Here is a 26430-nt window from a genome sequence, read left to right as displayed (position 1 = left end):
CAAATTATATGAAATTAGTATCCTATAAAACTGAAGACCGAGAGCATCTTGGCGTTTTCATAAACGGCCATATTTATAATTTAAACAGTTGTGATAAGTTGCTTCCTGATACAATGAACGAATTTCTTCAGGGCGGAGAGGTATTGATGGAACGGGCTAAAAAAGTAGACAACGAAATCAAAAACGGAGCGCTTGAGGCTAAAGAAGAGATTTTTTATGAAATCCTTGCTCCGGTTCCGCACCCAACAAGCTGCAGAGATGGTTATGCCTTCAGGCAACATGTAGCTGCGGCTCGTAGAAACAGGAAAGTAGATATGATTCCTCAATTTGATGAATACCCAATTTTTTATTTCACCAACCATAATGCCATACAGGGAACAGGTGAAATTGAGTGTATGCCCGATCATTTTGAAAAGCTGGATTTCGAACTCGAGCTTGCAATTGTTATTGGAAAAAAGGGGAGAAACGTAAAGGCCGCAAATGCTGATGAATACATTGCCGGTTACATGGTTATGAACGATATGAGCGCCAGAACATTGCAAATGGAAGAAATGCTTTTAAACCTGGGACCAGCTAAAGGAAAAGATTTTTCTACAGTTATTGGTCCGTGGTTAGTTACACCAGATGAACTTGAACAATATAAAGTTGCACCAAAAGACGGGCATACAGGTAACGCTTACGACCTAAAAATGACTTGCCGGGTTAATGGTATCGAAGTTTCCAAAGGAAATGCTGCGGATATGGATTGGACTTTTGCCGAAATTATAGAACGCTGTGCCTATGGAGTAGACATCCTTCCCGGCGACGTGATAGGTTCTGGTACGGTTGGTACAGGTTGCTTTTTGGAGTTAAATGGAACCGGTTTATTAAACGACCCAAATTACAAAACGCAGTGGCTGCAATCGGGCGATGTGGTAGAAATGGAAATAACAGGCTTAGGTGCGCTAACTAATACCATAACAAAGGCCGAAACAGACTTTTCTATTTTAGCTTTGAAAAAGTAAAATGACAACGCTAAAAGCCGAAGATTTATCAGCAGTTCAACTTCAGGATTATTTGCAATACGCCATTGCGCCGAGGCCAATTTGCTTTGCCTCTACAATTGATGCGGAAGGAAATATAAATCTGAGTCCGTTTAGTTTCTTTAACATGTTTAGTACCAAGCCGCCAATATGCGTTTTTTCTCCCGCAAGGCGTGTTCGCGATAACACTACTAAACATACACTTGAAAATGTTCTTCAGGTAAAGGAATGTGTAATTAACATTGTTAATTACGATATGGTACAGCAAATGAGCTTAGCCAGTACTGAATATGCCAAGGGGGTAAATGAGTTTGAAAAGGCGGGCTTTACAATGCTTAAGTCGGTCATGGTTTCACCGCCAAGAGTTGCAGAGGCACCTGTACAGATGGAGTGTTTAATAAATGAAGTGATTTCATTAGGCGATACCAATGGTGCCGGTAATTTAATTTTGGCAGAAGTAAAGCTAATCCACATCAAGGAAGATATTCTTGATGAAAGCGGAAAAATTGATCAGCAAAAAATTGATTTAGTCGCACGTTTAGGTGGCGACTGGTATTGCAGAGTAACAAAAGACAATCTTTTTAAAGTTGCAAAGCCTTTATCTAAACTAGGTATTGGAGTAGATAATTTGCCCAGGTCGGTACGGTTTTCGAAAGTGTTAACCGGAAATGATTTAGGTATGCTGGGCAATGTAGAAATGCTTCCTACAGAAGATGACATTGACGCAGTAAGTCAGTTAGCTGATGTGAAAGAGATTTTAGACGCTACAATAGGTGATGCAACAAACAGGGAAAGGGAATTACATGAACTTGCAAAAAGCGCTTTAAAACAGGGAGAGGTAGAACTTGCGCTAAAAATTGTATTACTGTAAATTTACTAAAACAATAATCTGTTATGCATACAATTGTAGGGGTAGATCAATACATCGCAAATTCTGCTGAGTTTGCAATTCCTATTTTGGAACATTTAAGGAATTTAGTTCACCGTGCGGATGCCAGAATTGAGGAAAAAATCAAATGGAGTATGCCTTTTTTCGATTTTAAGGGAACCGTTTGCCACATGGCCGCATTTAAAAATCATTGTGCATTTGGCTTTTGGAAAGCATCACTGATGAATGATGACTATAAAATATTTAAAGACCGTTCGGAAGCGATGGGTTGGCTGGGACAAATAAAATCTTTTAAGGATTTACCAGAAGACGAGATTTTAATAGCATACATCCAGCAGGCGATACAGCTAAATGAAGATGGCATCAGTCTGCCACCAAAGCCTAAATCGGCGCCAAAAGAACTTGATGTACCCAAATATTTTATTGATGCCCTGCAGCAAGAGCCAAAGGCATTGGCAACCTTTCAAAATTTTAGCAACTCCAATAAAAAAGAATACGTGCAGTGGTTGCTGCAGGCTAAAACGGATACAACCAAACAGAAGCGGCTCGAAACTGCATTAGAGTGGATTGCAGACGGAAAAACAAGAATGTGGAAATATAAAAAGTAAGCTTATAAGATGCTTACAATTTTCATGAAACGATTTTTATAATGGCCATTAAACTCCGTAATGGTTACCCCGTGAGATTTGCCAGAGGAAGCGTGGATGAATTTAATTCCTGAATCATCAATCGAATAAACAATGCCAACATGGCCAATTCGTCTCACTTTCGAATTACTTCCTGTAAAGATTAAAACATCACCTACTTTCGCGTTTTCGATGGTAGTTTCTTTACCTGCAGCGCTAAACTCTCTTGAAGAACGCGGAACTTTAAAACCAAAATTGCTGAAAACGTAGCTAACAAAACCAGAGCAATCAAAACCAATTTTGGGGTTGCTGGTTGCATAACGATAGGGTATACCCAGCATGCTTTTAGCAAAATCGATAAGACTAGTAGAGTTTGTAGGTTTCGGTTCTTTAACTGGCTCTTCTGAAGTTTTAGGCAAACTTGCGGCAAGTTTTTTAACTAATTCCTGGTATTGAACAGGTAGTGTTGTTTGGGCTTTTACTGCTGTCGCAGACAAAATGAAAAACAAAATTGGTATTAATATTTTCTTCATATGTTGGGGCCAAAGATAGAAAAATTTTTTTAACCCATTTAAAGTGTTGAAAATCAGTTGAAACAAAATGGCCTCAGCTAAGCTAAGGCCATTTTTGTTGAAAAATTAAATGCCGGGGAACATTGTTTGTGCTCTTTCACCAATGAAAGGAATCGGTTTCTTCTCGCCGTTAATTGCGCCTATTAAACCAATTATCCAGATGATAAACAAAGCGATTCTAAACAGGTAAATTATATAGATTAATGCAGCTATTCCTGTCGCAACCATTAACGTTCCAATTAATAAGGCAAGTATCCAGCCCACCGCTATCGAAACAATTGCGAATAGAAGTGTTTGCCTCAATTGGTAGCTTCCCAATTCGGTTCTGTTATCCTTATGCATTGCAAAATAGGCTATCAACCAACCAATAATTGTAAAGTAGCTGATGATGCCAGCAGTTTTACCGCTGTCTGTTGTTGTGAAATTGTTGTTTGTTTCCATATTTAGATTTAGTTTATTTAATTTAAATTAATAAAATATATGGGAAGTATGATAAAATACTCGAAATAACAATCAGACAATTTTTTTTGCTTGCTATTCAGTTTCTCCGTTATGGCGTTGTAACGGCTACTGGCAGAATTTTTCCGTTAAAAAATTTATGGGCAGTCCTGGCGAAGTCAGCAACATATTTGCCCATTTCGAAAGCCATTACCGGACTTTGATAACCCGGAAAAGCGGCTTCCAGCATTTCAGTTTGAGCAGAGCCTAGCGCAAGGCAATTTATTTTAATACCCGTTTCAGCTAATTCGAAAGCCAAACATTCTGTTAAGGCATGTAACGCAGCTTTACTTGCAGAATACGCTGCTAAGCCTGGAAATTTTACGCTACCTTGAAATCCGCCCATACTGCCAATGTTAACAATGTGGCTTCCAGGTTGCAGGAGTGCGAGCGTATTTTGTATCATCTTAAAATGGGCAACAACGTTGCTTTGCAACATTGCACCTAAATCAATTTCCGTAGTTTCAACGAATGGCTTATTTATCAACGCTCCGGCGTTGTTTATCAGAATATCAACGGTGCCTAATCTTTCTTTTAAAAAAGGAATAAGGGCGGCATAATCGTCATTTACAATGTCGAACTCTACCGGTAAAAGGTTACAATCCGGATTAATTCCCTTCGCGATTTCTAAGAGCTTGCGCAACTTTTCTGCAGTTCTGGCAATAGCAACAATTTTATTTTCTTTTTGTAAACTAAATTCTAATGCGGTTTCAAATCCTATCCCGCTACTTGCGCCGGTAATTATAATGTTCATTATGTTTATGTTTTTGCAAACTTAACTATTCGGTAATTAACTGGCTAACGGGATTTTTAATCACATGCAAACCATCATTTATCAGCTTAGTGTGTTCCGCTTCTTTCCCTGCTTTTATTTCAAGGTAAACCGTAATTTCTTTTTCCAGCTGATGATAAATTTTTTTGTGGTAAACGAGTTCAAGAATTTCCAGCGCACAAAGCCAATCGTTTCGATGAATAGTTTTTAATTGCCCAAATATGTGTTCAAGCTGCTCCATACCTTCACCTTTTTCCCGGATTGCCCTAACTTGTTTGTATAAATTGTGCAGTTTAATCGTCTTTTCATCATAAGTTACCCGATTTGTTTTCTGGCCACTTATTAATGTTATTTCTTCGTATGCATCTTTATCTGCTGCGCCATTAAATACTGAAACTATTTTTTCACCTACAGCCATGTCATAGTTGCCCCATTCCGGTTTAAATAGAATATTACCATTGTTTTCGGTAACAGAGCAATCGGTAAAGGTTATTAAAATTATCTTCGCATTTTCGCGTACAATGCCGGCAATGAGGCCCTCAACAATAATCCCGTTTTCAAAGGTTAGTTTGGTTCTGCCGCCGGCATCTTTTCCTGTAGCCAAAAGGTCGGCTTCGGTGTAGTCCTCGAGCGGTTTTTCTGCATCTTTTAACTTTCCTACAGGTGATGAGAAACCATCTGCATGGTAGTGTTTATCGTGCCCTGAAAGTTGTTTGCCAGCGAATGACAAAGCCGTTGGTCCAGTAGTTTTAATAAATGTAACCTCATCATTTGCACTAATGCCAATATCCGTAAAAACCCCGCTTACCTGCAAGCCTGAACTGTAAACGGCTGTAGCAACGTTTTTGCAGGCAATTGCTTTCATAATACTTTCTGTTCCACCCTTTCTAAAAGCCATGGTGTCAGCAAATTGCTCCAACACATCAATAAGATTTTGGAAAGTTGCTGTTACAAACAGTTGAGGTTGGGTTTTGGTAATGTCGTACGGATAATTTATGGTTTCCATATTATACCAAAGTTTTTTAACGTTGGCTTGCATACAGGAAGCGCTTTCACCTATAGACGAAAGTAAACCAGCGCCATAAATTTTCGGGTTTTCCAAAGTTCCAATCAGGCCGTATTCAACAGTCCACCAGTGCAAACGGCCCAGCAAAGCCATTTCCGACGGTTCGCCCATGTTTTCGCTAATGTAGCGTAACTCTTTTTCCGCCTTTGCAATTGCCCTTTCATCAGTAGCCACGGCTTCTTTTAAAATGGAAAGTTTTCTTATTGCCTCATAAAGCTCAAAATCTTTTTCCGAAAACATAGCTTTGGCACCGATAGAGCCAAAATAGCTTAAATAATTATTGTAATCCGTGTCGGCAATAATAGGGGCATGGCCGGCACTTTCGTGGATAATATCCGGAGCCGGTGTGTATTCTATATGGTTTATCTGGCGAATATCTGCGGCAATAACCAAGACCCGGTAAGCCTGGTATTCCATAAATGCAGCGGGCGGAATAAAACCATCTACTGTTACAGCGCCCCAGCCAATCTTGCCGAGGTTATCATTCATGGTTTGCAAATCCGGAATGTATTCTATACTTAATCCTGCTCGTTGTAAGCCTTTTATGTATGGGTAATAAGCAACATTTTTAAGATAGCTGTAATTCTGGCGCATCACATATCGCCAAACAGCCTGGTCTATAGGTGTGTATTTCTCATAGTTTTGCGCAACAATGAACTGCTTTAAATGCTTAGGTAATTTGGCTACCTGGGCATTGTTAAAATCATTAAAATCGCTCATTAAGTATTATACTAAGTTAGTTGGTGCCTAAGTTAACTGCTTGCGGCAACCTAAGCAAGAAAGCCGTTGCTTAAATTAACAGCAACAGGTAAATAAAGTTTCGCCGGCCTAAAAATCAGGTTTTTTGGCAAAGCTAAGGCAGCATTTCAACTAATTGTTTCGTCGGGCTGTTCGCTAAATCTTTTTCGGACTTGTGCTGCTTTAGCGAACGAAGTAGCTGAAAAAGGATATCGCTGCCATCCCGTTTAGCTACGCAGTTTTTACACGCAACAGCGGTTTTTGGCAACTGCTATAAAAAACGATAGTAGTTGCTAAACCCTTGCCACTTAAACCCGACCAAAGTGTAAAGCCCGCAAAGCGAGGTACGAGCTGCGGACTTGAAACGGGGGCGGGACTGTATTACCCAAAACGATGCAGGCAGTGCTTTTCTAAAAAAAATTAAAGCTTGGGACCTGATTTTTTGCTTCCGATTTTTTTTACACTGAATGTAAAATAATGTTGATATAGGTAGCTAAAAAGGGCCATTAAAACCGAAACTGCAATTCTCGATAGCATGGCTAAGGTTGGATAATCTCTTAAAAGCTCGAGCAAAAATTTGAGGAGAACATAGTTGGCCAGTATATTTATAAACTGAAGGTTCAAAAAACGGAAAAACTGTACGCGGCCTTTTAATTCGCTATGGGTAAATATTACATATTTGTTTAGCAAAAAACTTGTGGGTATGGCAATGCTGTAATCAACCAATAGCGATGCTGTTTCCCGCTGCAGTACAATAATGCCGAAGTTTACCTCTTGACTTTTGAAGATAAAAAAGTAAGCAAAATAGTAACTTAAAATGCCAAGAAGTAAGGTTCCACCTCCGGTGGCCAGGTACCTGAAATTATGTTGAGAAATAAAGCCTTTAAAAGGTGGATGGAAGAAATCTATTAATGCTAAAATTGCTTTGCGCATGCTTAATCAAATGTAATCAAAAAGAAGTGGGAAGCTTCTGCTTAAATAGTTATGGGGCAAAGGTAATTTTTTTAGCAAACTTCTTTCGAAATTGTAACTAAAAAAGTCTGCAAGGTTTGTGTGGTGTTTTTTCTGCTGCCAGTTGGCCTATTTTACTCTGTTTTAATTAAAAGCAGATTTAATTTACCTGAATGCTATCCGCAAAATTTACTTTCTCACGTATTTTACGGGTTGCTGGTGTAAAAGGTAGGTTGCGCTACAAAATCTATTACCGCACACCAGCTGTAAGATGGATGCGGTTGAATGCTTACGCCGATTGTGTTTAATTTGTATTTCTGATCGAGTATATTGAAACGGTGACCTAGCGAAGGAACACCACAATCTAAAAGCAGGTGGCAAACAATATCCAGGCTGTTCGAGTAGCCAAAGTCTATGTTTTCACTCATTGGTTTATTAGGAAAATATTTTGCCAGCCTTTTGTTAAACTTGTCTCCGTTGCTGCTTTCGTGGCTGTCTAAATTATTTTTGTTTAAGTCTGTGGCGTGGCTTCTGCTTAATGCAGTAAGTCTTTCGTCAGGGTAGAACATTGGTAGGTTTTTTACCCGTACCTGTTTAAGTAACGAAAGGTAATAACTGTTGTTTTTGGCAATTTTGAGCTCGTTGTAGTTTCTATACCTTCTAACTTTCTCGTTGTAGTTATTTATGTAATCCTGCAGAAATGTGTAATAGAACTTCTCTCCGTCAATACGTATCAGGTTCATGTACAGCACGATATTCTTTTCCTCGTTGCTTAGGTAATCGGAAAATGCAGCTGTGTTTGCTCTTTTAAATTCGGCATCTGTCCAGGTTTGCGCAGAGGCCTTGCCGCCAAGAATAATTAACAGCGTCACAAAATAAAAGGTTCTACTCATGCCTGGCTTTTGATGGATAACGTTTGTAAAACAGATTTATTTCTTTGTTTTCGAAATTTAACATTGTTGCCTCGGTAAGCAATTAGTTACAGCTTTTTGCAGATGGCAAAATGTTAAAATTTGTAATTTTAACCAATCATGAAGAAAATATTTTTGTTGTGTTGCCCTTTATTTCTTTCAGTTTCGCTGAAAGCCCAGATTGATACGGCGGCTTTTAGGCAGATATCGATTGAGGTAAAAAAAGAATTTGCGCCCGATAAGCGCTCGGTTTACTTCAATGTTCAAACCAAAGGCGACACAATTTTTGTGGAAAGCAGTTCGGAAAGTGCTTTAACAGCAATAGATAAACGGGTGCCAGGGATTAAAGGCTTTACCAAAGTAAATGTATTGCTGCCGTCACAAAGTTTAGGCGGTATGACTTACGGTCTGGCGAATTTATCGGTTTGTAATAACCGCTCAGCGCCTCAAAATTCTGCTGAAATGCTCACGCAAATGATTTTAGGAACCCCTGTGCGGGTTTTAAAAAAACAAGGCGGCTATTATTTGGTTGAAACGCCAGATGGTTATCTTTCTTACACCGATGCAACTGCGGTAAGCCTGATGAATGCCGACGCTTTTGAATCCTGGAAAAACTCAAAACGAATAATTTATACTTTTGATTTCGGCCATGCGTTTAGCAAAGCCGATGTAAATTCGACCCGGGTTTCTGACCTGGTTAAAGGAAATATTTTACAGGTACTGGCCGAAGAAAGAAGTTATTATAAAGTTGGTTTTCCGGATAAGCGAATTGGTTATATTAAAAAGACCGAAGCGAAGCTATTTTCTGAATGGGAGAAAAGAGCCAACCCAAATGCTGATGCGATTTTGGAGACGGCCAAGACGTTAATTGGTGTGCCTTATTTGTGGGGAGGTACATCAATAAAAGGGGTAGATTGCAGTGGTTTTACCAAAACGAGTTATTTCCTGAATGGAGTTATCATTCCCAGAGATGCGTCTCAGCAAGCTTTGGTAGGGACAGGAATTGATGTTCTGGACGCTGATTCAATCAGCGTTGAAAAATGTCTGAAAAATTTGCAACCTGGCGATTTGTTGTTTTTCTCAGCAGCGAAAAGACGTGGGGTTACGGGTGGAAGAGTTACGCATACCGCAATATATATGGGCAAAGGAGAATTTATCCAAGCTGCAGGCATGGTTAAGGTGAGTAGCCTGGTTCCAGAAACTGCAAATTATGACGAACATCAGAGCAAAACACTGGTAAGTGCAAGGCGGTTTTTAACCGAGATTGGGAAGCCCGAAATTACCAGAGTTGCCGAACATGAGTGGTACGGAAAGTAGCTGAAAGGAAAATAGTTTGTCGGTAAACCTTCATTTACCGACAAACTCGATTTATTAAATTACAAGAACATTCCGCCAGATGCCTCGATGCGTTGTGCATTAATCCATTTAGCTTCTTCGGTGCATAAAAATGCAACAACAGGACCAATATCATCTGGCAAGCCAACTCTGCCAAGCGCTGTTTGAGAAGCAATTCCTTTATTCATCTCTTCGTTATCTCGAACCACACCACCGCCAAAATCAGTTTCTATTGCGCCGGGAGCAACAATGTTTACATTAATTCCTCTTGCACCTAATTCTTTAGCCTGGTACTTTGTAAGCGTTTCCATTGCGCCTTTCATTGATGCATAGGCGGCGTAGCCAGGCAAAGCGAAACGAGCCAGGCCTGTTGAAACGTTAACGATACCACCGCCATCATTTAACAATGCAAGCGCTTTTTGAGTTAGAAAGAATACGCCTTTAAACTGGATATTTACCAGGCTGTCGAACTGTTCTTCGGTCGTTTCTGCAAATGGCGCATGGATTCCAATACCAGCATTATTGACCAGGTAATCGATTTTTTCTGACTGGAAAGTTGTCTGGAGTAAAGACTTCACTTCTGCAAAAAACGCATCGAAGGTTTTTACATCTCCAACATTTAGTTGCAGTGCTGCCGCATTTACACCGATAGTTTTTAGCTCTTCAACCGTTTCCTCTGCATCCTCTTTTTTCGACTGATAAGTAAGAATTACATCCAGCCCTTTTTTTGCTAAATGAATAGCAGCATTTTTGCCTAATCCACGGCTGCCGCCGGTTACGAGTACAATCTTATTTTTTGTTTCCATTTTCTTTTAATTTGATAAACAAAGTTAAATGGAAAGTGGTGGTTAAAATGGTGACAGCTTAAGTTAAAATGGTGAGTGTTTAAGTTTTATATGGTGAAGGTTTCGTTTTTTTCGGCTAGCGACAGAAAATAATGCTCACGATATTGTTTTGGGGTTTGGCCAGCGAAATGTTTAAAAAACTTGGTGAAATTTGATGGATCGTAAGTTAAAATTCTTGCAATTTCAGCAATTGGCATACTTACATTCTGTAGCATCGATTTCGATATTTCCATTAAACGTTCTTCAAAAAAGAAGCAGGGAGAATGCCCGGTTGCGGCTTTAATAGTATTGCTGAGGTGCGTTGGATGCACATGTATTAAATCTGCAAAATCCCTAACCTCAAACATTTCCGTTGCTCTGCCAGCCACAATATCATCTAAATGTTTATCGAGTTCCTTTAAATAGTCAGCGGCAATTTCATGTCGGCGGGCAAAAAATTTCTGAGGGATTTTCATTTATTGTTTTATTACTTGCTTAGCCAAATATAAACCGTAAGTGTGCAAAATAAGGCATTACTTTACTTTTTTACCTGTACCCAACCAAATCAAGCTGTTTAAAATCATCTTATTCTGAGTTTCATTATCAAAGGTAAAAGAAAGTGATTTGTTTGTATTATCGTATTTATGCTCGTAATCCATATCGTTGTGCCCCATATTTACGTACACCATTTTGTAGTTTTTATTGCTCCAAACAACAGGATAATAACCACTATGCCAAATTTCATGCGCTTTGGGGCCGGTTCCTAACGGAAAACTTGTTGAATCAATGGCAAGTAAAATGGTGATGTTTTTATTTTCTCTCAAATCGTTTTGCCAGCGGTACCATTCATTTGGTTGAGACTTGAAGGTATTGGGCAGGTTTTTAGTTACCGGATGATTTTTTTTCTCGACTTTCAGTGTGGCAGATGTTGGTCTCCAGGTATTGCTGCCGTAACCACCAGAGCCTAAAAAAGTGTTGTGGTACCAATCCCAATCCATATTGTAAGCAGATTTTTCCAGTGCGAAAGCGGAAAAATGAAAGCCCATCCATCCACCACCATTTTCCATGTATTTTTGGAAAGCCTCGCGTTGTTCTTTTTTTTCCGGTCTTGTATCCAGAAACAATACAACCTGGTACCTGGAAAGAAATTTCTCGTTTAAGTTAGCCCAGTTCGATGTAGAATCATAACTAAAATTATTTTGCCTGGCCATTTCAGGCAGTCGTTTATTGGCTTCGTTTACAAAACTGACATGCGCCAGGTCGTTCTTGCCTGTATAAAATGCAATTACACTAAACTTTGGTGTTTTATTTTGCGCAAATATAGAAAGCGTGAGAAATGATAAAATCAGCAGTGGCAAAAATTTTCCAGTCATTTGTTAAGTTTTTATAATTAAAATTAACAAAAGCAACCTAATAGCTTTTTCGTTCAGGCAACAATCTACGCTTTTGTGTTCTCAAAGCGTTTTCAATCGAATGATATTATTAACTCAAAGCCATAGCTGTTACGACATTTACGCCGAAGCTTTTTTACGCAAAATTCGCTTAACCTTTTCTGAGTGGCAAATCGAAAGTTCCTTCCGTAACGGTTACAGCTGTTTTTATGGTGCTATCTTCATTTGGCGCTTTAAATTCAAAGGTTCCCTTTAGCCTGCCATTGGTTTCGCTCGTAATTTTTACTGTTCCGTTTTCTGAAGAGAATGAACCAGATGGTGTTTGATCTTTCATATAAGCGCCAATGCCGTCAACTGGCAGTACATATGTTCCAACTCCTTTGTATCCAAGAATCCCCAGTACAATTCGTTTTTCGCCATTTACAGCTAAAATAGACAGGCTGTTTCCAATTATGGGAACATTTACAGAAATTGCTTCTCCGGTAAAGCCTATTGCAACACCATCAACTTTTACATTTAAATTGTTTGTGCTGCTATTGGTTTCAGGTAGTTTTACTGGTACTAAACTAATTTTAAATTGTCCCTCCGTAATCGTTTTGGTTTCCGTACCTGCTAAATTTTGTCCTTTAAACTCAAAAGTTCCGGTTATCATTTTCTGTTCGGCATAACTTGTAATGGTAATTGTACCTATTGTGGTAGCCATATAAGAGTCGGTTTGCGGCAGGCCGGCCAGGAGATAAACTGCGGCATTTCCATCGGCTATTTTATAGGTACCAACGCCTTTAAAATCATTTATGACTAAGCTGAAACCGCTTTGGCCTTTATTTCCAATAATCTGAAGTGTTGTATTGGCGCCAAGATTATAGGTTTGTGCTGATGCAATTGGACAATTCAGTAATACGCCATCTATTTTGCCACTCATTGATGATGTATCCCATTCTGGGTGATAATCGATGGATTTTTTACAAGATGTACTGAATAAGATGCATGTTAATGCCAGCAGACAAAATTTATGGAATACCTTCACGAGCGTAATTTTTTATGGTTTAATTTACTTGCTAAGATAAAATAATTTAAATAAGCTTCAATTAGATTTTTTTGGCCAAGCCTTAATTTTTTAAGTAAATGCTTTTTCAGCGAAAGTTCGATGAATGCTGAGTCTAATCGTCAGATAAAAAAACCGCAGGCTTTTAAAAACCTGCGGTTAAACTATATTTTAAACCTACCGAGTTAAGTTCAGTTTTGTGTTTTTAGGCCAGTAGCGTTTTCCAGCTTACTGCTTCTCCAACCATGCCAGCTAAATCGGCAATTGCAACCCGTTCCTGGTCCATGCTGTCGCGATGGCGAATTGTAACAGTGTTGTCCTCTAAACTTTGGTGGTCTACAGTGATGCAAAATGGCGTACCAACAGCATCCTGGCGGCGGTAACGTTTTCCAATAGCATCTTTCTCCTCATAAATGCAGTTAAAATCAAATTTTAGCTCATCCATTATCTGGCGGGCCTTTTCTGGTAAGCCATCTTTTTTGGTTAGCGGAAAAACGGCTACTTTATATGGTGCCAAAGCAGGGTGGAGGCGTAGCAACGTTCTGCTATCCTGTTTGTCTTCCGTACTTAGATCCTGTTCTTCAAAGGCGTTAATCATGGTTAATAGAAACATCCGATCCAAACCAATAGAAGTTTCAATTACATAAGGAACGTAATTACCGTAAGGTTTTCCATCTTCGTTAAGGTCGTTATCGAAATACTGCATTTTTTTGCCAGAAAATTCCTGATGCTGCGTTAAATCGAAATCGGTTCTGCTGTGTATGCCTTCAACCTCTTTAAATCCAAAAGGGAATTCAAATTCTATATCGGTTGCCGCGTTTGCATAATGCGCCAGTTTTACATGGTCGTGGTAACGGTACTTTTCTGGTGCAGTTCCCAATGCTTTATGCCATTTTAAACGAGCCTCTTTCCAGTATTCAAACCACTTTTTATCTTCGCCGGGCCGAACGAAAAATTGCATTTCCATTTGCTCGAACTCACGCATACGCATAATAAACTGGCGTGCAATCACTTCATTTCTAAAGGCTTTTCCAATCTGTGCAATGCCGAAAGGAATTTTCATTCTTCCAGATTTTTGAACATTTAAAAAGTTTACAAAAATACCTTGTGCAGTCTCCGGACGAAGATAAACCTCATCACTTCCCTCGGCCATTGCACCAAATTGCGTGCTAAACATCAGGTTAAACTGGCGAACATCGGTCCAGTTTGAAGTTTTAGAAATTGGGCAGATTACTTTGTAATCAACAATTAAATCTTTTAGTTGCACTAAATTTTCTGATTTCAATGCTAAATTCATTTCAACCTCAAGCGCTAAGCCTTTTTTAACGAATCTCCAGCTGGGTTCATCAATAAAAGGGTATTCAGAGTTCTCTAAAATGCCGGTCCCATCTTTAAAACTTGGAATCCAGCTTGCCTGCCCTTCGTCACTTAAGCCAAGTATTTCTTGTTGAAAATTCTCAAATTTTGCTTTGTTTTCTGGTGAGAAATTTGCCAGTTCAGCATATAATTCATCAATTTTATTCTCTAACAACTGGTCGGCACGGTAACGTTTTTTCGAATCTTTGTTGTCAATCATCGGGTCGTTGAAACCATCAACATGTCCGCTGGCTTTCCAAACTTTCGGGTGCATAAAAATTGCAGAATCGATGCCCACAATATTTTCATGCATTTGTACCATGGCTTTCCACCAATAGGTTTTAATGTTGTTTTTCAACTCGGCACCCAATTGGCCATAGTCGTAAACGGCACTTAAGCCATCATATATTTCGCTGCTCTGAAATACGAAGCCGTATTCTTTAGCGTGTGATATTACATTTTTAAATTGTTCGTCGTTATTCTTTTGAGCCATAATGGTGGCAAAGATAATAAAAAGGCGGGGGCTTTAAAGGTTTAGGCTTTAAGGTTTTTAACCGGCAACCTTAGGGATTTGAAATATCGAACCTGATGCTTTACCTTACTTTAGACTATGCTTTTCAGAAATCTTTATGCTGAATGCAAATGTCTGCTTGTCTACTCTGCCTCGCCTGGCACTCATAATATTGAACAGTTGACGCTTTCCGAATGCCTGTTTGCTGCAGTGAAGCAATCGAAGTAAAGATCTATAAATTCAACTATACGTTGTTGCGGTAAACAAGAATTCTGTTTTGCAACTTACATCTTCCATTTTTTTCTATTTTTGAAACATGAAATTTTACCATTTGCTTTTTCTGTCGGTGATAATCTTTTTTGCATCGTGCAAGCAGGAAGAAAAAGTTCATCACTATATTAAGTTTAATAAAACTGCAGAACTCTATCAGTTTTTAAAGTGGTCGCCAGAAAATCGTTTTCCTTTAATCAGCGCTCACCGAGGCGGGCCAATGGCTGGCTTTCCAGAAAATTGTATCGAAACTTTCGAAAACGCAACCACTTATAACCCGGTTATTATCGAATTTGATATTGCTTACAGTAAAGATTCGGTTATGGTCATCATGCATGATGATAAGTTGGATAGAACTTCGACCGGGAAAGGCAATATAGGCGATTACACCTACGAAGAACTAAGAGCATTTAACCTGAAAGACAATGATGGTAAGGAAACAAACTTCAAAATCCCGACTTTAGACAGCGTGTTGACCTGGAGCAAAGGAAAGGCTTTGCTTACCATCGATTTGAAAAGAGGTGTTTCATATGCGAGGGTAATTGCAAAAGTTCGTCAATATAAGGTAGAAAGCAATTCAATCATTATTACCTATACAGCAAACCAGGCTCAGGAAGTACATCAGCTGGCGCCCGATTTAATGATTTCAGCCTCTGTGCAGAAAAAGGCGGAGCTGAAACGGTTGAACAATTTAGGCATACCAAACGATAGAATTGTAGCATTTGTGGGTGTAAGCGCACCTGAAAGAAGCTTGTATGATTTTCTGCATGAAAATGGAATAACTACAATCCTCGGAACAATGGGCAATATTGATAAAAGTGCAATTGCCAGCCCTGCAAGAAATATTTATTATCACCTGGTAAACAATGGAGCGGATATTTTGTCTGGAGATAACCTTCCGCAGGCAGCAGAAGAGCTTGATAAGTTTCGGTATAATAAGAAGCTCACGTCATCATTCGTTAATTAACCACAGCTGGAATTTGTGCCTGATATTAGGCAAATCTTTTGGTTAAAAAATTTTATATGAGTATTTCAGTAAGAAATCTTTCTAAGCATTACGATAAGCAAAGGGCAGTAGATTCGATAAGTTTTGAGGCAAAACCAGGTCGTATATTGGGTTTTCTGGGTCCAAATGGCGCAGGGAAATCCACTACAATGCGTATGCTTACCGGATATTTGGAACCGACATCTGGCGATGCTGAAATTTCGGGTAAAAACATTTTAACGAGCGCAATCGAAGCCAAAAAACAGATTGGTTATTTGCCCGAAAATACACCGGTTTACACAGAAATGTACGTAAAGGAGTTTCTCCGCTTTATTGGCCAAACCTATCAATTAAAAAATTTGCCTGCAAGAGTTGATGAGGTAATAAAAATGGTCGGTTTAACGCCCGAGCAACACAAAAAAATCGGAATGCTATCTAAGGGTTACCGGCAGCGGGTAGGCTTGGCGCAAGCGATTATCCACAACCCTGCGGTTTTGATTTTGGATGAGCCAACTTCAGGGTTAGATCCAAATCAGCTGGTGGATATAAGAGCACTTATCAAAGAACTCGGCAAAAACAAAACGGTCGTAATTTCTACCCACATCATGCAGGAAGTAGAGGCAATTTGCGATGACGTCATCATCATAAACAAAGGCAAAATTGTAGCAAATGACACGCTTACAGGCATTAAACAAACTCACAGCCAACATTCTTTAGAAGAAATTTTTAGAACATTAACTGCTTAAATGTAGGTTGATGTAATCAATTTATTGATAAGTCTTTTTCTTTAAGAAGCGTTTTTCTAGACATTATATTCGCTGACGACTAAAGCATTTCCCATTTCGTAACCAGCGCTTTTTTACGAAGAAGAAATTGGCTTTTTTGCTTCAATATTTCATATCTTCGGCATTTAAAATTGTATGTACGCAGTATTTAAACGCGAATTGTTAAGTTTTTTAAGTTCGATGGTTGCCTATATTACCATCGGTATCTTTCTTGCTGTTTCCGGTCTTTTGCTCTGGTTTTTTCCTGATACTTCTGTTCTTGATTATGGTTATGCCGACCTTGGCGGTTTTTTTAGTCTTGTGCCCTATTTATTTATGTTTTTGATTCCGGCAATTACCATGCGTTCTTTTGCCGAAGAACAAAAGGAAGGTACATACGAACTGTTAGTCACCAAGCCAATTAGCCAATGGCAAATCATTTGGGCAAAGTATTTAGCCTGTGTTATTTTAGTTTTACTCGCCCTAATACCAACATTGATATATTATTATTCGATTTCAAAACTTGGTTTGCCGGAAGGGAATATTGATTCAGGTTCAGTAATTGGCTCTTATATTGGTTTGTTTCTATTAGGCTCGGCTTTTACCGCAATTGGTATTTTTGCCTCCTCATTAACTAAAAATCAAATTATCGCATTCGCAATTGCTGCAGCTTTATGTGCCTTTGCATTTTTAGGATTTGACTATACAAGTGAAATCTTTTCGATGCAGAGTTTCGAGACAACCATATCCTCGTTAGGTATTAATCAGCATTACCAATCGATAAGTCGCGGCGTTTTAGATACTCGCGATTTAATTTATTTTATCAGTTTTTCTGTTCTGTTTTTATTATTCACAAAACTGGCCACCGGGAGGAAATGATGATGAAAAAGAAATGGCTTAACCTTTTTGTTGTGTTACTTGCATTGGTTTTATTAAACGTTGGCGGTCAGTATTTTTTCCATCGCTTCGATTTTACTTCTGATAAAAGATTTACCCTCAATGATAAAACAAAAAAGCTACTGCTCGATACGAAGAAGCCAATTATTGTAACTGTTTTTCTGGATGGTAAGTTGCCCGCCGCTTTTAAGCGCTTGCAGACTTCGGTAAAGGATTTACTGGCTGATTATAAAGCCTATTCGAAAGCCAATTTGAAAATTGTTTTTGTTGATCCCTTAACAGGCTTAAGCGCTGCAGACCAGGATACGGTAATTAACAATCTTTACCAACAAGGAATAGAAGCCACAAATTTGAGTGTAAAAACAGAAAGTGGCTTAACTCAGAAACTCGTTTTCCCGATGGCAATGATAGAAAGTGATGGGAAGCAGATGCCTGTTAAACTATTGCAAAACCTTGATGCCGGGGGCAGTTACGAAGATAATATAAACCGCTCTATCGAAAATCTTGAGTATATCTTTACCTCAAGCATTAAAAAGGTGCTTACCGGAAATAATCCGAGGATTGGTTTTACGGAATCTAATGGCGAACCATCTGATTTACAGCTATATGATGCAATGCACACGCTTGCGAATAGTTACGAGGTTGGTCGCGTGGATTTGAATACAATTGATAAGGCCGGATTAGATAAACTGAAAATGATGATTGTGGTAAAACCCCAAACGGAGTTTTCGGAAACGGAGAAATACAAGTTAAATTATTTTGTAATGAACGGCGGACGAGTACTGTGGAGCATCGACCAGATTTCAGCAGAGCTCGACAGTTTGAGGGGTAGAGGTAGTCAGATGGTGTTCAATAAGGCTTTAAACCTTGATGATATGCTGTTCATTTATGGAGCCAGAATAAATTATAACATCATTGCGGATAAGAATGCTGCGGAGATTCCGGTTTCTACCGGCGTAGTTGGTGGCCAGCCTCAATTACAGCTTGTTCCCTGGATTTACTACCCGATTTTGCTGCCCGATACAGCTGCTAGTGTGGTTAAAAATTTAGATGGCATCAAAGCAGAATTCGCCAGTACGGTTGATACCATTGGCGCCAAAGGTATAAAGAAGACATACATTTTAACCACTTCTAATTTTAATAAGGTATTTAATGTGCCGAAATTATTTTCGCTTCAAATGCTTGCAGAACAGCCGGATCCGGAAACATTTCGTAATCCGTTACAAAGTGCTGGTGTTTTATTAGAGGGAAATTTTCCTTCAGTTTTTTCCGGCCGACCGCTTCCGGCGGGTATTTCTATGCCGTATACCAATGCTGCGGTAGGCAAACCCGCCAAAATGGTTGTGATAGGAGATGGAGATATCTTTAAAAATCAGGTGGTGGCAAAAGACAATTCGCCCTTACCATTAGGTTTTGACCGCTATACACAGCGTACCTATGGTAACAAAGCTTTACTGTTAAACATTGCCGATTATTTTACTGATGATGATAACTTAATCGCTTTGCGTAATAAAGACGTTAAAATAAGGCTGTTAGACCGGGCAAAAGTTAAAATCGAGAAAACCAAGTGGCAGATTGTAAATATTGTTGCGCCCATGCTATTGTTAATATTCTTTGCAATTTTTCAACATTATTACCGCAAGTACAAGTACGCTAAATAATTTTTATATTTTTGAAGAAGACTAATTGATATCATGAGATTTATTGTATCCACATCAACTTTATTAAAACACCTGCAAACAGTTAATGGTGCATCTAGCAGCAGTACTGTTTTACCTATACTAGAAAATTTTTTGTTCGAAATCAAAGATGGTAATTTAACTATATCAGCCACTGATTTACAAACAAGTATGACAACGGCTTTGGCTGTAGAATCAAAAGAAGAAGGCAAAGTAGCTGTTCCATCAAAAATTCTGCTTGATACGCTAAAAACTTTACCGGATCAGCCGATTGCTTTCAATATTGATGATGCTACTTTCGCTATCGAAATTAGTGCTGGTGATGGTAAATATAAACTGAGTGGCGAAAATGGCGATGATTTCCCGAAAATTCCAGTTGTAGAAAATGCTTCATCGGTAAATCTTCCCGCATCAGTTTTAACTGAAGCAATAACAAAAACCATTTTTGCAGTTAGTAATGATGAATTACGGCCGGCTATGACTGGTGTTTTCTGCCAGTTATCTCCGCAACACATTACATTCGTAGCTACTGACGCCCATAAGTTGGTTCGTTACCGCCGTATGGATAGCAAGGCAGATAAAGCAACATCATTTATTTTGCCTAAAAAAGCACTAACACTCCTAAAAGCAGCACTGCCATCAAACGATATTAACGTATCTGTTGACTATAACGCCACAAGTGCTTTTTTTAAATTTGAAAACATAAACTTAGTGTGTCGTTTAATAGACGAGCGTTATCCTGATTATGAGGCAGTTATTCCGCAAAATAATCCAAATAAGTTAGTTATCGACAGAAGCTTGTTTTTAAACACACTTCGCAGAGTGGTAATTTTTGCAAATAAAACTACCCATCAGGTTCGTTTAAAAATTAATGGAAGTGAATTGAATATTTCTTCTGAAGATTTGGATTTTGCCAACGAAGCTCACGAACGTTTAAGTTGCCAATATGATGGTGAAGACCTGGAAATAGGCTTTAATGCCCGCTTTTTAATCGAAATGCTGAGCAATCTTAGTGGCGATGAAGTAACGCTAGAACTTTCTACACCGAACAGGGCAGGGCTGCTTATTCCTCAAACAAACGATGATAATGAAGATGTATTAATGCTGGTAATGCCGGTAATGCTAAATAATAGTTATTAATCGACTAAAATTTTAGTTTATTCATAGGAAATGGCTTGGTTTTTGACCAAGCCATTTTTGTTAATACCAAATACAACTACCTATGAAAATCTTTACAAAACGTGTCTCACTACGCTTCTCAGGCGTGCTTGTTCTTTTTATCACATTCTTTGCATCCTGTAGCAAAAAAAATCCGGATGTTATCGTTAATGGGCAGGCTAAAATCAAAGTAGTAAACGCTGTGCAAACAGATGTTAAACAAGATGTTTTTGTTGATAAACAAAAAATGACAACCAATTCTTTAGCCTTTGGCGAAACAAGTGAATACGTTAAAATTCCTTCGGGAAACAGGACTTTAAGTTATATTGATACCAACAACTTGAACACCGATGCAAGCTTAAACTTTACCCCATCAATAACCTATAGTACATTTTTAGTTGCAGATAGAAACGGAAACAGGGAAATACTTAACTATGAAGATAATTTAAGCAATGCAGACATCGCTACTGCGAAATTTCGGGTTATCAACTTAACGCCTTTTTTTAACACCGGGATAAATGTGAGTATACAGACGGGTTCGCCATTTGTAAACGCTTTACTTTTCAAAGAAGCATCGAACTACTTTAACCTCGAGGCTGGAGCCGCAATCAGGTACAATGTAGTAGGTTCCGGAAGCATCAAAACAATTGCGGCTACCGAGCTAATACCGGGTAAAATTTATTCTATTTGGTTTAGCGGCTTAACCGCTTCTACTTTAGAGGCACATTTGATTGTAGATAATTAGAGTTTGTATTTTCATTAAATATTTAGAATACTAAGGCTATCTTTACAGTTCATTTTTACCGAATCGACATGAGCGACAAACCATCCCTGCTTTTTCAATTTCTTTTTTTGTGCGGAGCAATTTGTTTGATTACCGCTTGCGTGAAAAGCGACAATACCGATTTAGATACTAAGGTCCGCTTTATAAACGTAGTAGATGGCCCTTCGCAGGATTTTTATCTGAATAATGTATTGGTATCCAATTCTGTGGGCTACGGTACAAACAGCGCTTACGCAGTAACGGCAGCAGATAAGCTTTACACTATTCTGGCTAAAAATACCGGCACTCAAAATGTCAGTGATTCTATCAGCGAAAAACTGAGGGTGGGTAGAAATTATTCTGTTTATTATTATAAAACCTCTTCACAGGATTCGCTGCTAAAAATATATGAGGATGATTTAACACCTAACGGAGATAGCGCACGGGTTCTTTTTATCAATCTCGGCTACACGCTGCGCTCCAGGGTAAATATAAAAACGCCAGCAATGACAACCACTTTAGGCTTCGGTGAAAAAACGGGTTACATTTCGCTCAAAGCCGATTCAACCTCTAAAATGTCGTTCAATCTGGTAGATTCTGCTAATGTGGTTGATGTTATTGTTCCGACCATTTTTTCCAAAGGGAAAACATACACTATTCTAATAGACGGCGTGACTAAAGGTGTTGGTACAGGCAAACTTCGCGAACGCTTAATCACCAATAACTAATTAATTTTATTAATAACTCTGGAATACTCTTTTAATCAATTTGATATTCCTACTTTTGCCTAAAATCAGAAACTTTGGAATTATTACAACAACTCTGGGATTTTATTGCCCATATAGATGTTCACTTAGCAGAAATCATTCGCGATTACCAGACTTGGACCTACCTTATTTTATTCCTAATTATTTTTGCTGAAACCGGCTTCGTGGTTACACCATTTTTACCAGGCGATTCTTTACTTTTTGCAGCAGGTGCATTAATAGCCGGCGGAAACACAGGTTTAAACATATGGCTAATGCTGCTGATTTTAATAGTTGCAGCTATTGCCGGCAACACCTTAAATTATAAACTCGGTACCGTTTTGGGCTCCGGCGTTTTTAAGGAGGAAAATAAAATTCTAAAGCTTAAGTATTATCACCAGTCTCATGAGTTTTTCGAAAAGCATGGTGGTAAGGCAATAATGTTAAGTAGATTTCTTCCTATTTTCAGAACCATCGCACCATTTGTAGCTGGAATTGCAAAAATGCCGTTCGGCCGCTTTACTTATTACAACATTATTGGGGGTGTTACCTGGATTTTCGCATTGCTTGTAGGCGGCTATTTATTAGGACAAATTCCAATCATCAAAAATAACTTTGAGATTGTTATTTTAACAATTGCCGTTGTAACCTTTGTTCCCGCAATTTGGGCTGCCGTTAAAAGCAGAATGCAGCCTAAAAAAATAGAAGAGATTATTGAAGGGGAAGATTCAAAATAGCAAAAATTTTTTTAAAAGGTAGCATAGCGTTTTCGATTATATAAAATCGCTTATGTTGGTAGTAGAATAGAGATTTTATAATTCTCTTCCTATCGGAATTCCGTTACGGTATTTCTTTTCTACATTTTCCTGCATCTGCTTTTCCTCAGGTTCTAAATCTATTTTAACAAGGTCTTTTAACTCAGGCTGACCAGCATCTACCCACGCCGAATACCAAAAGGAGCCAATCTCCAGAATCGCAGAACGCATTTGCTTTTCTACCATATGATTCATCTTATCGTGGTAAGCTTTTGAATATGCTGTAGAATATTGTTTTAATACCGTGTTGTTTCGCTCGCTAAAACTGTATTTCTTGTCAGACGGAAAAGATGCAGCTAACTGTGCCTAAAAAGTTAATACGCTATCAACCAAACTGTGTGTATGTTTCACAATTTTCCAGCTCTCCTCTAAAGGATTTTCTATGTATTGCGCTTTGCCCACGATGAAATTATAGTTTGTAGAGAATAGTTCGGGCAGCCTGCTTTCCCAAAACGCATGGATGCCAGCCTGATTTGTGAGTTGTCCGTTGTGATTATTTGTTGTATGCAAAGGCACATGCGCATCACCAATATAATGCCCTAAATCAGCAGCGTACTTCAGAATCTTAATGGAATCTCTTGTTTTAAAAGCTTTCACTAAATTATAATAGGTTCGTTGAATTTGCCATGGAACAATACCATTGGCATTCAAATGCTTCAATCCATACTTTGCTAAAGCATCATTATATTTCTTTGGGATGCTGTCAATATCGCTTTCATAATTTTCGACGTCGAGGTAGTGCCGGGGCGCCTCCAATGTGTCAGCGTAACGCCGCTTATCTGGGTCTACAGCATGTTCTGTAATGTATTTGATGCCCTTTTTGTAAAAACCTATCATGCCCGAAGGCAAAGTAAAAATAGCCAGGTTATTTATCCTCTGGTGTGCGAAGAAACCCCAGGATGTACAAAAAAATAAAGGGATGATTAACGCAATCAGTATCGTTAATCGTTTCATAATTGAAGATAGTCTTTAGGGCTTTTTGAACCTTGTACCTTTAGCTAACATTCCCCCTAAAATCGAAATTGGGGCGAAAATCACGATCGCCAAAATTTGAGTCCAGTGATTTCCGTCAGATTTGAAGAGCGAGAAACTTGCAAAGCCCGCAATGAGTAGAGCAAGTATATAATTTACATTAAGGGTGCTGCTTTTTGAAATTAGATTTGTGGCGTAACCTGCTATAATCGAAAAGAGTGCACCATAAATTGCGCTACAAATAATGAAAAAGTTCGTGGCATCAGCATGTGGCTTTTGCCCCGAAATTTTGAACAATAAGAGCGATGTTATCACAAAAATTGCATAACCAACTATAACCGCTAAAATTTTTCTAATCATAATTAATTAAACACCAAACTGATTTAAATGATGATCTAAATGTTTATAAAACATATTGTTCCATTCACCTTTAGTGAGTTTGCCGAACGAAAGCGATTCTTTTCCGTCGAAATGACTTTCGCCCAACTCTTGCGTTTGTTGTAGGTATAAAATTAAGCGATTTTTTTCTTTCTCAAATTCCTTTTCATCGGTAATTATAAAAGAAGGAGCTGTATGACTGTTCCGTTTATACGGTTTTTCACTAACCACGACATTTTTTACGAAAGCTTTTAGCATTAGTTTCATCAAAGCGTTGGGCTTTGGATGCTTGTTTTCGTAAACCATTTCATAGCTGACACTGCAATGTGCCAACATTTGAGAAACGTTCATTTTACCCCATTGCTGTGGCGTTGAAGGATTTAATTTGTTAATTCTTTCGATTACTTCGCTAGTTACTGCGGCTTGAAAAATGTTTTTCATGTTTGTATTTATTGTTTTTTATAGTTTAATATCTTGAAAAAGCTTTGAAGTTTTGATGTTTTTGTTTGAGTTTGATGGCGAGCGTTATTCGCGGTGCGCCAAGGGTATAACTTAAATTTATCCGCTTGATCGGTGTGATCGCATCATTATCTATTGCATATTTCGCTCCCGATACATACATCAAATGTTAATATGAGGATACCAATCTTGCAGATTAGATTCCCTTCGATAAACTATCGGTGGGGAATTTTTCGTTTGTACTGCAATTTTAACAGGAAAGGGATTCTGTCGTTCAGCGATGCAGCCTGTTTCATGTTGCAGTGCTTCAACAGGCTGCTTTGAAGCGAAAATTTCTGCTTCGAAACCTTGTTGTCTCAGTTGTAAATTTGTCAGCTTAACTAAAAGCAGGTTTAGCTGTTCGGAGTTATCCATACTATATTTGGTGTTGTGTAATTTACGTTGTTGAATATAGGGCTGGAATACGCAAGGTTAAGGAAAATATTTTATTGATAATGATAATTCTTTACCTTTAAGCAAAAAAATATGGAATTATCCTGCCCGATATCTGCTGAAAGAGTTAACGAAAGTGTTGTTAGGATTGTAGCCTTCATGGTTGCCATGATTGCGATCTGCTGTATTGCGTTTTCGAATTATTGGGCAATAAGCTTATTAGCTGTAGATTTTGCTGCGAGGGCCTTTGGAAACGGGAAATTTAGTTTACTGAAATTGATTGCCGTGAATATTTCGAAAGCTTTGCATTTAAAGCCAACGATGACGGATTTAGCACCCAAAAAATTTGCGGCAACCATGGGCTTTGCATTTTGCCTTCTGATTACCGCAACATTTCTTTTTAGCTTTTCTACCGCGACCTTAATTCTTATTTCCATAATGGTCATGTTTGCATTACTCGAAAGCCTATTTGGCGTCTGCGTAGGATGTTATGTTTATACTTTTCTACAAGTATTTAAACGTAAAAAAGCGTAACTATTTATGCAGTGCTTTTCTAACAGCAGGCGCAATTTCGTTTCCAAAAATTTCTATCGATTTCATCATTGCTGCATGTGACGGCCCGCCAACATCCATGTGAGCGGAAAAACGCGTAAGACAGAAGGTTTCTTCCATTGCCAAGATTTTATCAACCGATTCATTAGCGTCACCAATAATTAGTGCGCCATTGCTGTTTCTGCCGGCCTCAAACTGGTTTCGCTGAAACGGTGCCCAACCACGGGTATTGCCAATACGGTTCATTTGGGCAGAATATAATGGAAAATAATAATCAGAAACCTCCTGACTGTTTTCGCCAAACAGCGAGTGCATGTGTACGCCAACTTCGAATTTATTCATATCATGCCCATAAGCCTGATAAACTTTTTTGTAATAATCGAAAAGTGGTTTGAATTGCACAGGCTGACCGCCGATGATGGCAAACATTACAGGCAAACCTAATCGTCCTGCTCTTTCAACAGATTCCGGTGTACCGCCAACAGCTACCCAAATTTTTAAATTATCGTTAACTGCTCTTGGCAAAACCTCTTGATTAACCAATTCAGGACGAAATTTCCCTTTCCAGGTTATCTTTGCTTCCTTATTGATTTTCAATAGCAATTCTAATTTCTCTTCATAAAGTTCATCGTAATCTTCGAGGTTGTAACCAAATAATGGGAAAGATTCGATGAAACTCCCACGACCAGCCATCAATTCCGCTCTTCCGTTCGAAATCAAGTCGATAGTTGCGAAATTTTGATATAGTTTTATCGGGTCTGAGGAACTTAGAACCGAAACAGCACTGCTCAACTTGATGTTTTTGGTCACAGTTGCAGCAGCGGCTAAAATAATTTCAGGACTCGAAACGGCATAGTCAGGACGGTGGTGTTCGCCAATGCCGTAGAAATCTAATCCTACTTCATCCATCAATTTAATTTCTTCTATAATTTCTTGAAGTCTCTGCTGTGCAGACTGAATTTCTCCTTTTGCATTAATTTGCAAATCTCCGAACATGCCAATACCTAATTCCATATTGCTAAAATTTATGTTTCAAAGTTAACAGCTTAGCGG

Annotated in this window: 29 protein-coding genes; 13 read left to right on the top strand and 16 right to left on the bottom strand. The window is 38.6% G+C overall.

Going from position 1 to position 26430, the window contains the following annotated elements; translation table 11 throughout:
• Positions 1–8 precede the first annotated feature (8 nt).
• From ASG14_RS11735 to ASG14_RS11725, 3 genes are read left to right on the top strand one after another with little or no spacing between them, the layout of a single operon-like run.
• The gene (locus tag ASG14_RS11735; protein WP_056871256.1) at positions 9–1004 is read left to right on the top strand and encodes a fumarylacetoacetate hydrolase family protein; all 996 of its coding nucleotides are present in this window, start codon (positions 9–11) and stop codon (positions 1002–1004) included.
• 1 nt (position 1005) lies between these two features.
• Positions 1006–1893, top strand: coding sequence for a flavin reductase family protein (locus tag ASG14_RS11730; RefSeq protein ID WP_056871255.1), 888 nt, complete (start codon positions 1006–1008; stop codon positions 1891–1893).
• A 23-nt stretch (positions 1894–1916) separates the two neighbouring features.
• Positions 1917–2519 carry a YdeI family protein gene (locus tag ASG14_RS11725; protein ID WP_056871254.1) on the top strand — a complete coding sequence of 201 codons (603 nt, stop codon included), beginning with the start codon at positions 1917–1919 and terminating at the stop codon, positions 2517–2519.
• 2 nt (positions 2520–2521) lie between these two features.
• On the opposite strand, the gene ASG14_RS11720 is transcribed toward ASG14_RS11725, so the two are convergent.
• From ASG14_RS11720 to ASG14_RS11695, 6 genes are all read right to left on the bottom strand, one after another.
• Complete coding sequence (locus tag ASG14_RS11720; protein ID WP_056871253.1) at positions 2522–3070, bottom strand: C40 family peptidase; 549 nt, start codon at positions 3068–3070, stop codon at positions 2522–2524.
• A gap of 105 nt (positions 3071–3175) precedes the next feature.
• A complete protein-coding gene (locus tag ASG14_RS11715; protein WP_056871252.1) occupies positions 3176–3550 on the bottom strand; it encodes a hypothetical protein in 375 nt (124 codons plus the stop codon).
• 109 nt (positions 3551–3659) lie between these two features.
• Complete coding sequence (locus ASG14_RS11710) at positions 3660–4361, bottom strand: SDR family oxidoreductase (protein WP_056871251.1); 702 nt, start codon at positions 4359–4361, stop codon at positions 3660–3662.
• Positions 4362–4386: 25 nt separating this feature from the next.
• Entirely contained in the window at positions 4387–6165 is a 1779-nt protein-coding gene (locus ASG14_RS11705; protein WP_056871250.1) for an aromatic amino acid hydroxylase, read from the bottom strand.
• Positions 6166–6603: 438 nt separating this feature from the next.
• Complete coding sequence (locus ASG14_RS11700; protein ID WP_056871249.1) at positions 6604–7116, bottom strand: GtrA family protein; 513 nt, start codon at positions 7114–7116, stop codon at positions 6604–6606.
• Positions 7117–7340: 224 nt separating this feature from the next.
• Positions 7341–8027, bottom strand: a complete 687-nt coding sequence (locus ASG14_RS11695; protein WP_056871248.1) for a CAP domain-containing protein — start codon at positions 8025–8027, stop codon at positions 7341–7343.
• Positions 8028–8165: 138 nt separating this feature from the next.
• Here ASG14_RS11695 and ASG14_RS11690 point away from each other — a divergent pair, with 138 nt between their 5' ends.
• On the top strand, positions 8166–9362 hold the full coding sequence (locus tag ASG14_RS11690) for a C40 family peptidase (RefSeq protein ID WP_056871247.1): 1197 nt from the start codon (positions 8166–8168) through the stop codon (positions 9360–9362).
• A 59-nt stretch (positions 9363–9421) separates the two neighbouring features.
• Here ASG14_RS11690 and ASG14_RS11685 read toward each other — a convergent pair whose 3' ends face one another.
• From ASG14_RS11685 to ASG14_RS11665, 5 genes are all read right to left on the bottom strand, one after another.
• On the bottom strand, positions 9422–10186 hold the full coding sequence (locus ASG14_RS11685) for an SDR family NAD(P)-dependent oxidoreductase (RefSeq protein ID WP_056871246.1): 765 nt from the start codon (positions 10184–10186) through the stop codon (positions 9422–9424).
• A gap of 86 nt (positions 10187–10272) precedes the next feature.
• On the bottom strand, positions 10273–10680 hold the full coding sequence (locus ASG14_RS11680) for a helix-turn-helix transcriptional regulator (RefSeq protein WP_056871245.1): 408 nt from the start codon (positions 10678–10680) through the stop codon (positions 10273–10275).
• 57 nt (positions 10681–10737) lie between these two features.
• Positions 10738–11577, bottom strand: a complete 840-nt coding sequence (locus ASG14_RS11675) for a ThuA domain-containing protein (protein WP_056871244.1) — start codon at positions 11575–11577, stop codon at positions 10738–10740.
• Positions 11578–11746: 169 nt separating this feature from the next.
• Positions 11747–12622, bottom strand: coding sequence for a DUF6252 family protein (locus ASG14_RS11670; RefSeq protein ID WP_157274909.1), 876 nt, complete (start codon positions 12620–12622; stop codon positions 11747–11749).
• Positions 12623–12845: 223 nt separating this feature from the next.
• On the bottom strand, positions 12846–14489 hold the full coding sequence (locus ASG14_RS11665; RefSeq protein ID WP_056871242.1) for a glycine--tRNA ligase: 1644 nt from the start codon (positions 14487–14489) through the stop codon (positions 12846–12848).
• Between the two features lie 334 nt (positions 14490–14823).
• On the opposite strand from ASG14_RS11665, the gene ASG14_RS11660 reads away from it, so the two are divergent.
• From ASG14_RS11660 to ASG14_RS11625, 8 genes are all read left to right on the top strand, one after another.
• Positions 14824–15744, top strand: a complete 921-nt coding sequence (locus ASG14_RS11660; RefSeq protein WP_056871241.1) for a glycerophosphodiester phosphodiesterase family protein — start codon at positions 14824–14826, stop codon at positions 15742–15744.
• A gap of 56 nt (positions 15745–15800) precedes the next feature.
• On the top strand, positions 15801–16508 hold the full coding sequence (locus tag ASG14_RS11655) for an ATP-binding cassette domain-containing protein (protein ID WP_056871760.1): 708 nt from the start codon (positions 15801–15803) through the stop codon (positions 16506–16508).
• Positions 16509–16682: 174 nt separating this feature from the next.
• On the top strand, positions 16683–17405 hold the full coding sequence (gene gldF / locus ASG14_RS11650) for a gliding motility-associated ABC transporter permease subunit GldF (protein ID WP_056871240.1): 723 nt from the start codon (positions 16683–16685) through the stop codon (positions 17403–17405).
• A 32-nt stretch (positions 17406–17437) separates the two neighbouring features.
• The gene (gene gldG / locus ASG14_RS11645; RefSeq protein ID WP_235528575.1) at positions 17438–19084 is read left to right on the top strand and encodes a gliding motility-associated ABC transporter substrate-binding protein GldG; all 1647 of its coding nucleotides are present in this window, start codon (positions 17438–17440) and stop codon (positions 19082–19084) included.
• Between the two features lie 33 nt (positions 19085–19117).
• Positions 19118–20242 (top strand): DNA polymerase III subunit beta, encoded by a 1125-nt coding sequence (gene dnaN, locus ASG14_RS11640; RefSeq protein ID WP_056871238.1) that lies wholly within the window; start codon positions 19118–19120, stop codon positions 20240–20242.
• 82 nt (positions 20243–20324) lie between these two features.
• On the top strand, positions 20325–21005 hold the full coding sequence (locus ASG14_RS11635; RefSeq protein ID WP_056871237.1) for a DUF4397 domain-containing protein: 681 nt from the start codon (positions 20325–20327) through the stop codon (positions 21003–21005).
• A gap of 68 nt (positions 21006–21073) precedes the next feature.
• On the top strand, positions 21074–21751 hold the full coding sequence (locus ASG14_RS11630; protein ID WP_056871236.1) for a DUF4397 domain-containing protein: 678 nt from the start codon (positions 21074–21076) through the stop codon (positions 21749–21751).
• A 74-nt stretch (positions 21752–21825) separates the two neighbouring features.
• Entirely contained in the window at positions 21826–22506 is a 681-nt protein-coding gene (locus tag ASG14_RS11625; protein WP_056871235.1) for a DedA family protein, read from the top strand.
• A 75-nt stretch (positions 22507–22581) separates the two neighbouring features.
• On the opposite strand, the gene ASG14_RS20530 is transcribed toward ASG14_RS11625, so the two are convergent.
• The 4 genes from ASG14_RS20530 to ASG14_RS11610 all read right to left on the bottom strand — a co-directional run bounded on the left by ASG14_RS20530 (position 22582) and on the right by ASG14_RS11610 (position 24375).
• A complete protein-coding gene (locus tag ASG14_RS20530) occupies positions 22582–22770 on the bottom strand; it encodes a hypothetical protein (protein ID WP_235528574.1) in 189 nt (62 codons plus the stop codon).
• 120 nt (positions 22771–22890) lie between these two features.
• A complete protein-coding gene (locus ASG14_RS11620; protein ID WP_235528573.1) occupies positions 22891–23538 on the bottom strand; it encodes a zinc dependent phospholipase C family protein in 648 nt (215 codons plus the stop codon).
• Positions 23539–23553: 15 nt separating this feature from the next.
• Positions 23554–23916, bottom strand: a complete 363-nt coding sequence (locus tag ASG14_RS11615; RefSeq protein ID WP_056871234.1) for a hypothetical protein — start codon at positions 23914–23916, stop codon at positions 23554–23556.
• Positions 23917–23922: 6 nt separating this feature from the next.
• Positions 23923–24375 (bottom strand): DUF1569 domain-containing protein, encoded by a 453-nt coding sequence (locus ASG14_RS11610; RefSeq protein ID WP_056871233.1) that lies wholly within the window; start codon positions 24373–24375, stop codon positions 23923–23925.
• A 543-nt stretch (positions 24376–24918) separates the two neighbouring features.
• On the opposite strand from ASG14_RS11610, the gene ASG14_RS11600 reads away from it, so the two are divergent.
• On the top strand, positions 24919–25359 hold the full coding sequence (locus ASG14_RS11600) for a DUF4395 domain-containing protein (protein WP_056871231.1): 441 nt from the start codon (positions 24919–24921) through the stop codon (positions 25357–25359).
• Here ASG14_RS11600 and ASG14_RS11595 read toward each other — a convergent pair whose 3' ends face one another.
• Complete coding sequence (locus tag ASG14_RS11595) at positions 25360–26391, bottom strand: Atu2307/SP_0267 family LLM class monooxygenase (RefSeq protein ID WP_056871230.1); 1032 nt, start codon at positions 26389–26391, stop codon at positions 25360–25362.
• Positions 26392–26430: the final 39 nt, after the last annotated feature.

It is taken from the genome of Pedobacter sp. Leaf194 (assembly GCF_001423945.1).
Classification (GTDB): domain Bacteria; phylum Bacteroidota; class Bacteroidia; order Sphingobacteriales; family Sphingobacteriaceae; genus Pedobacter.
The sequence above is the reverse complement of the archived record's forward strand: the minus strand, read 5'-3'. Positions and strand labels throughout refer to the sequence as shown.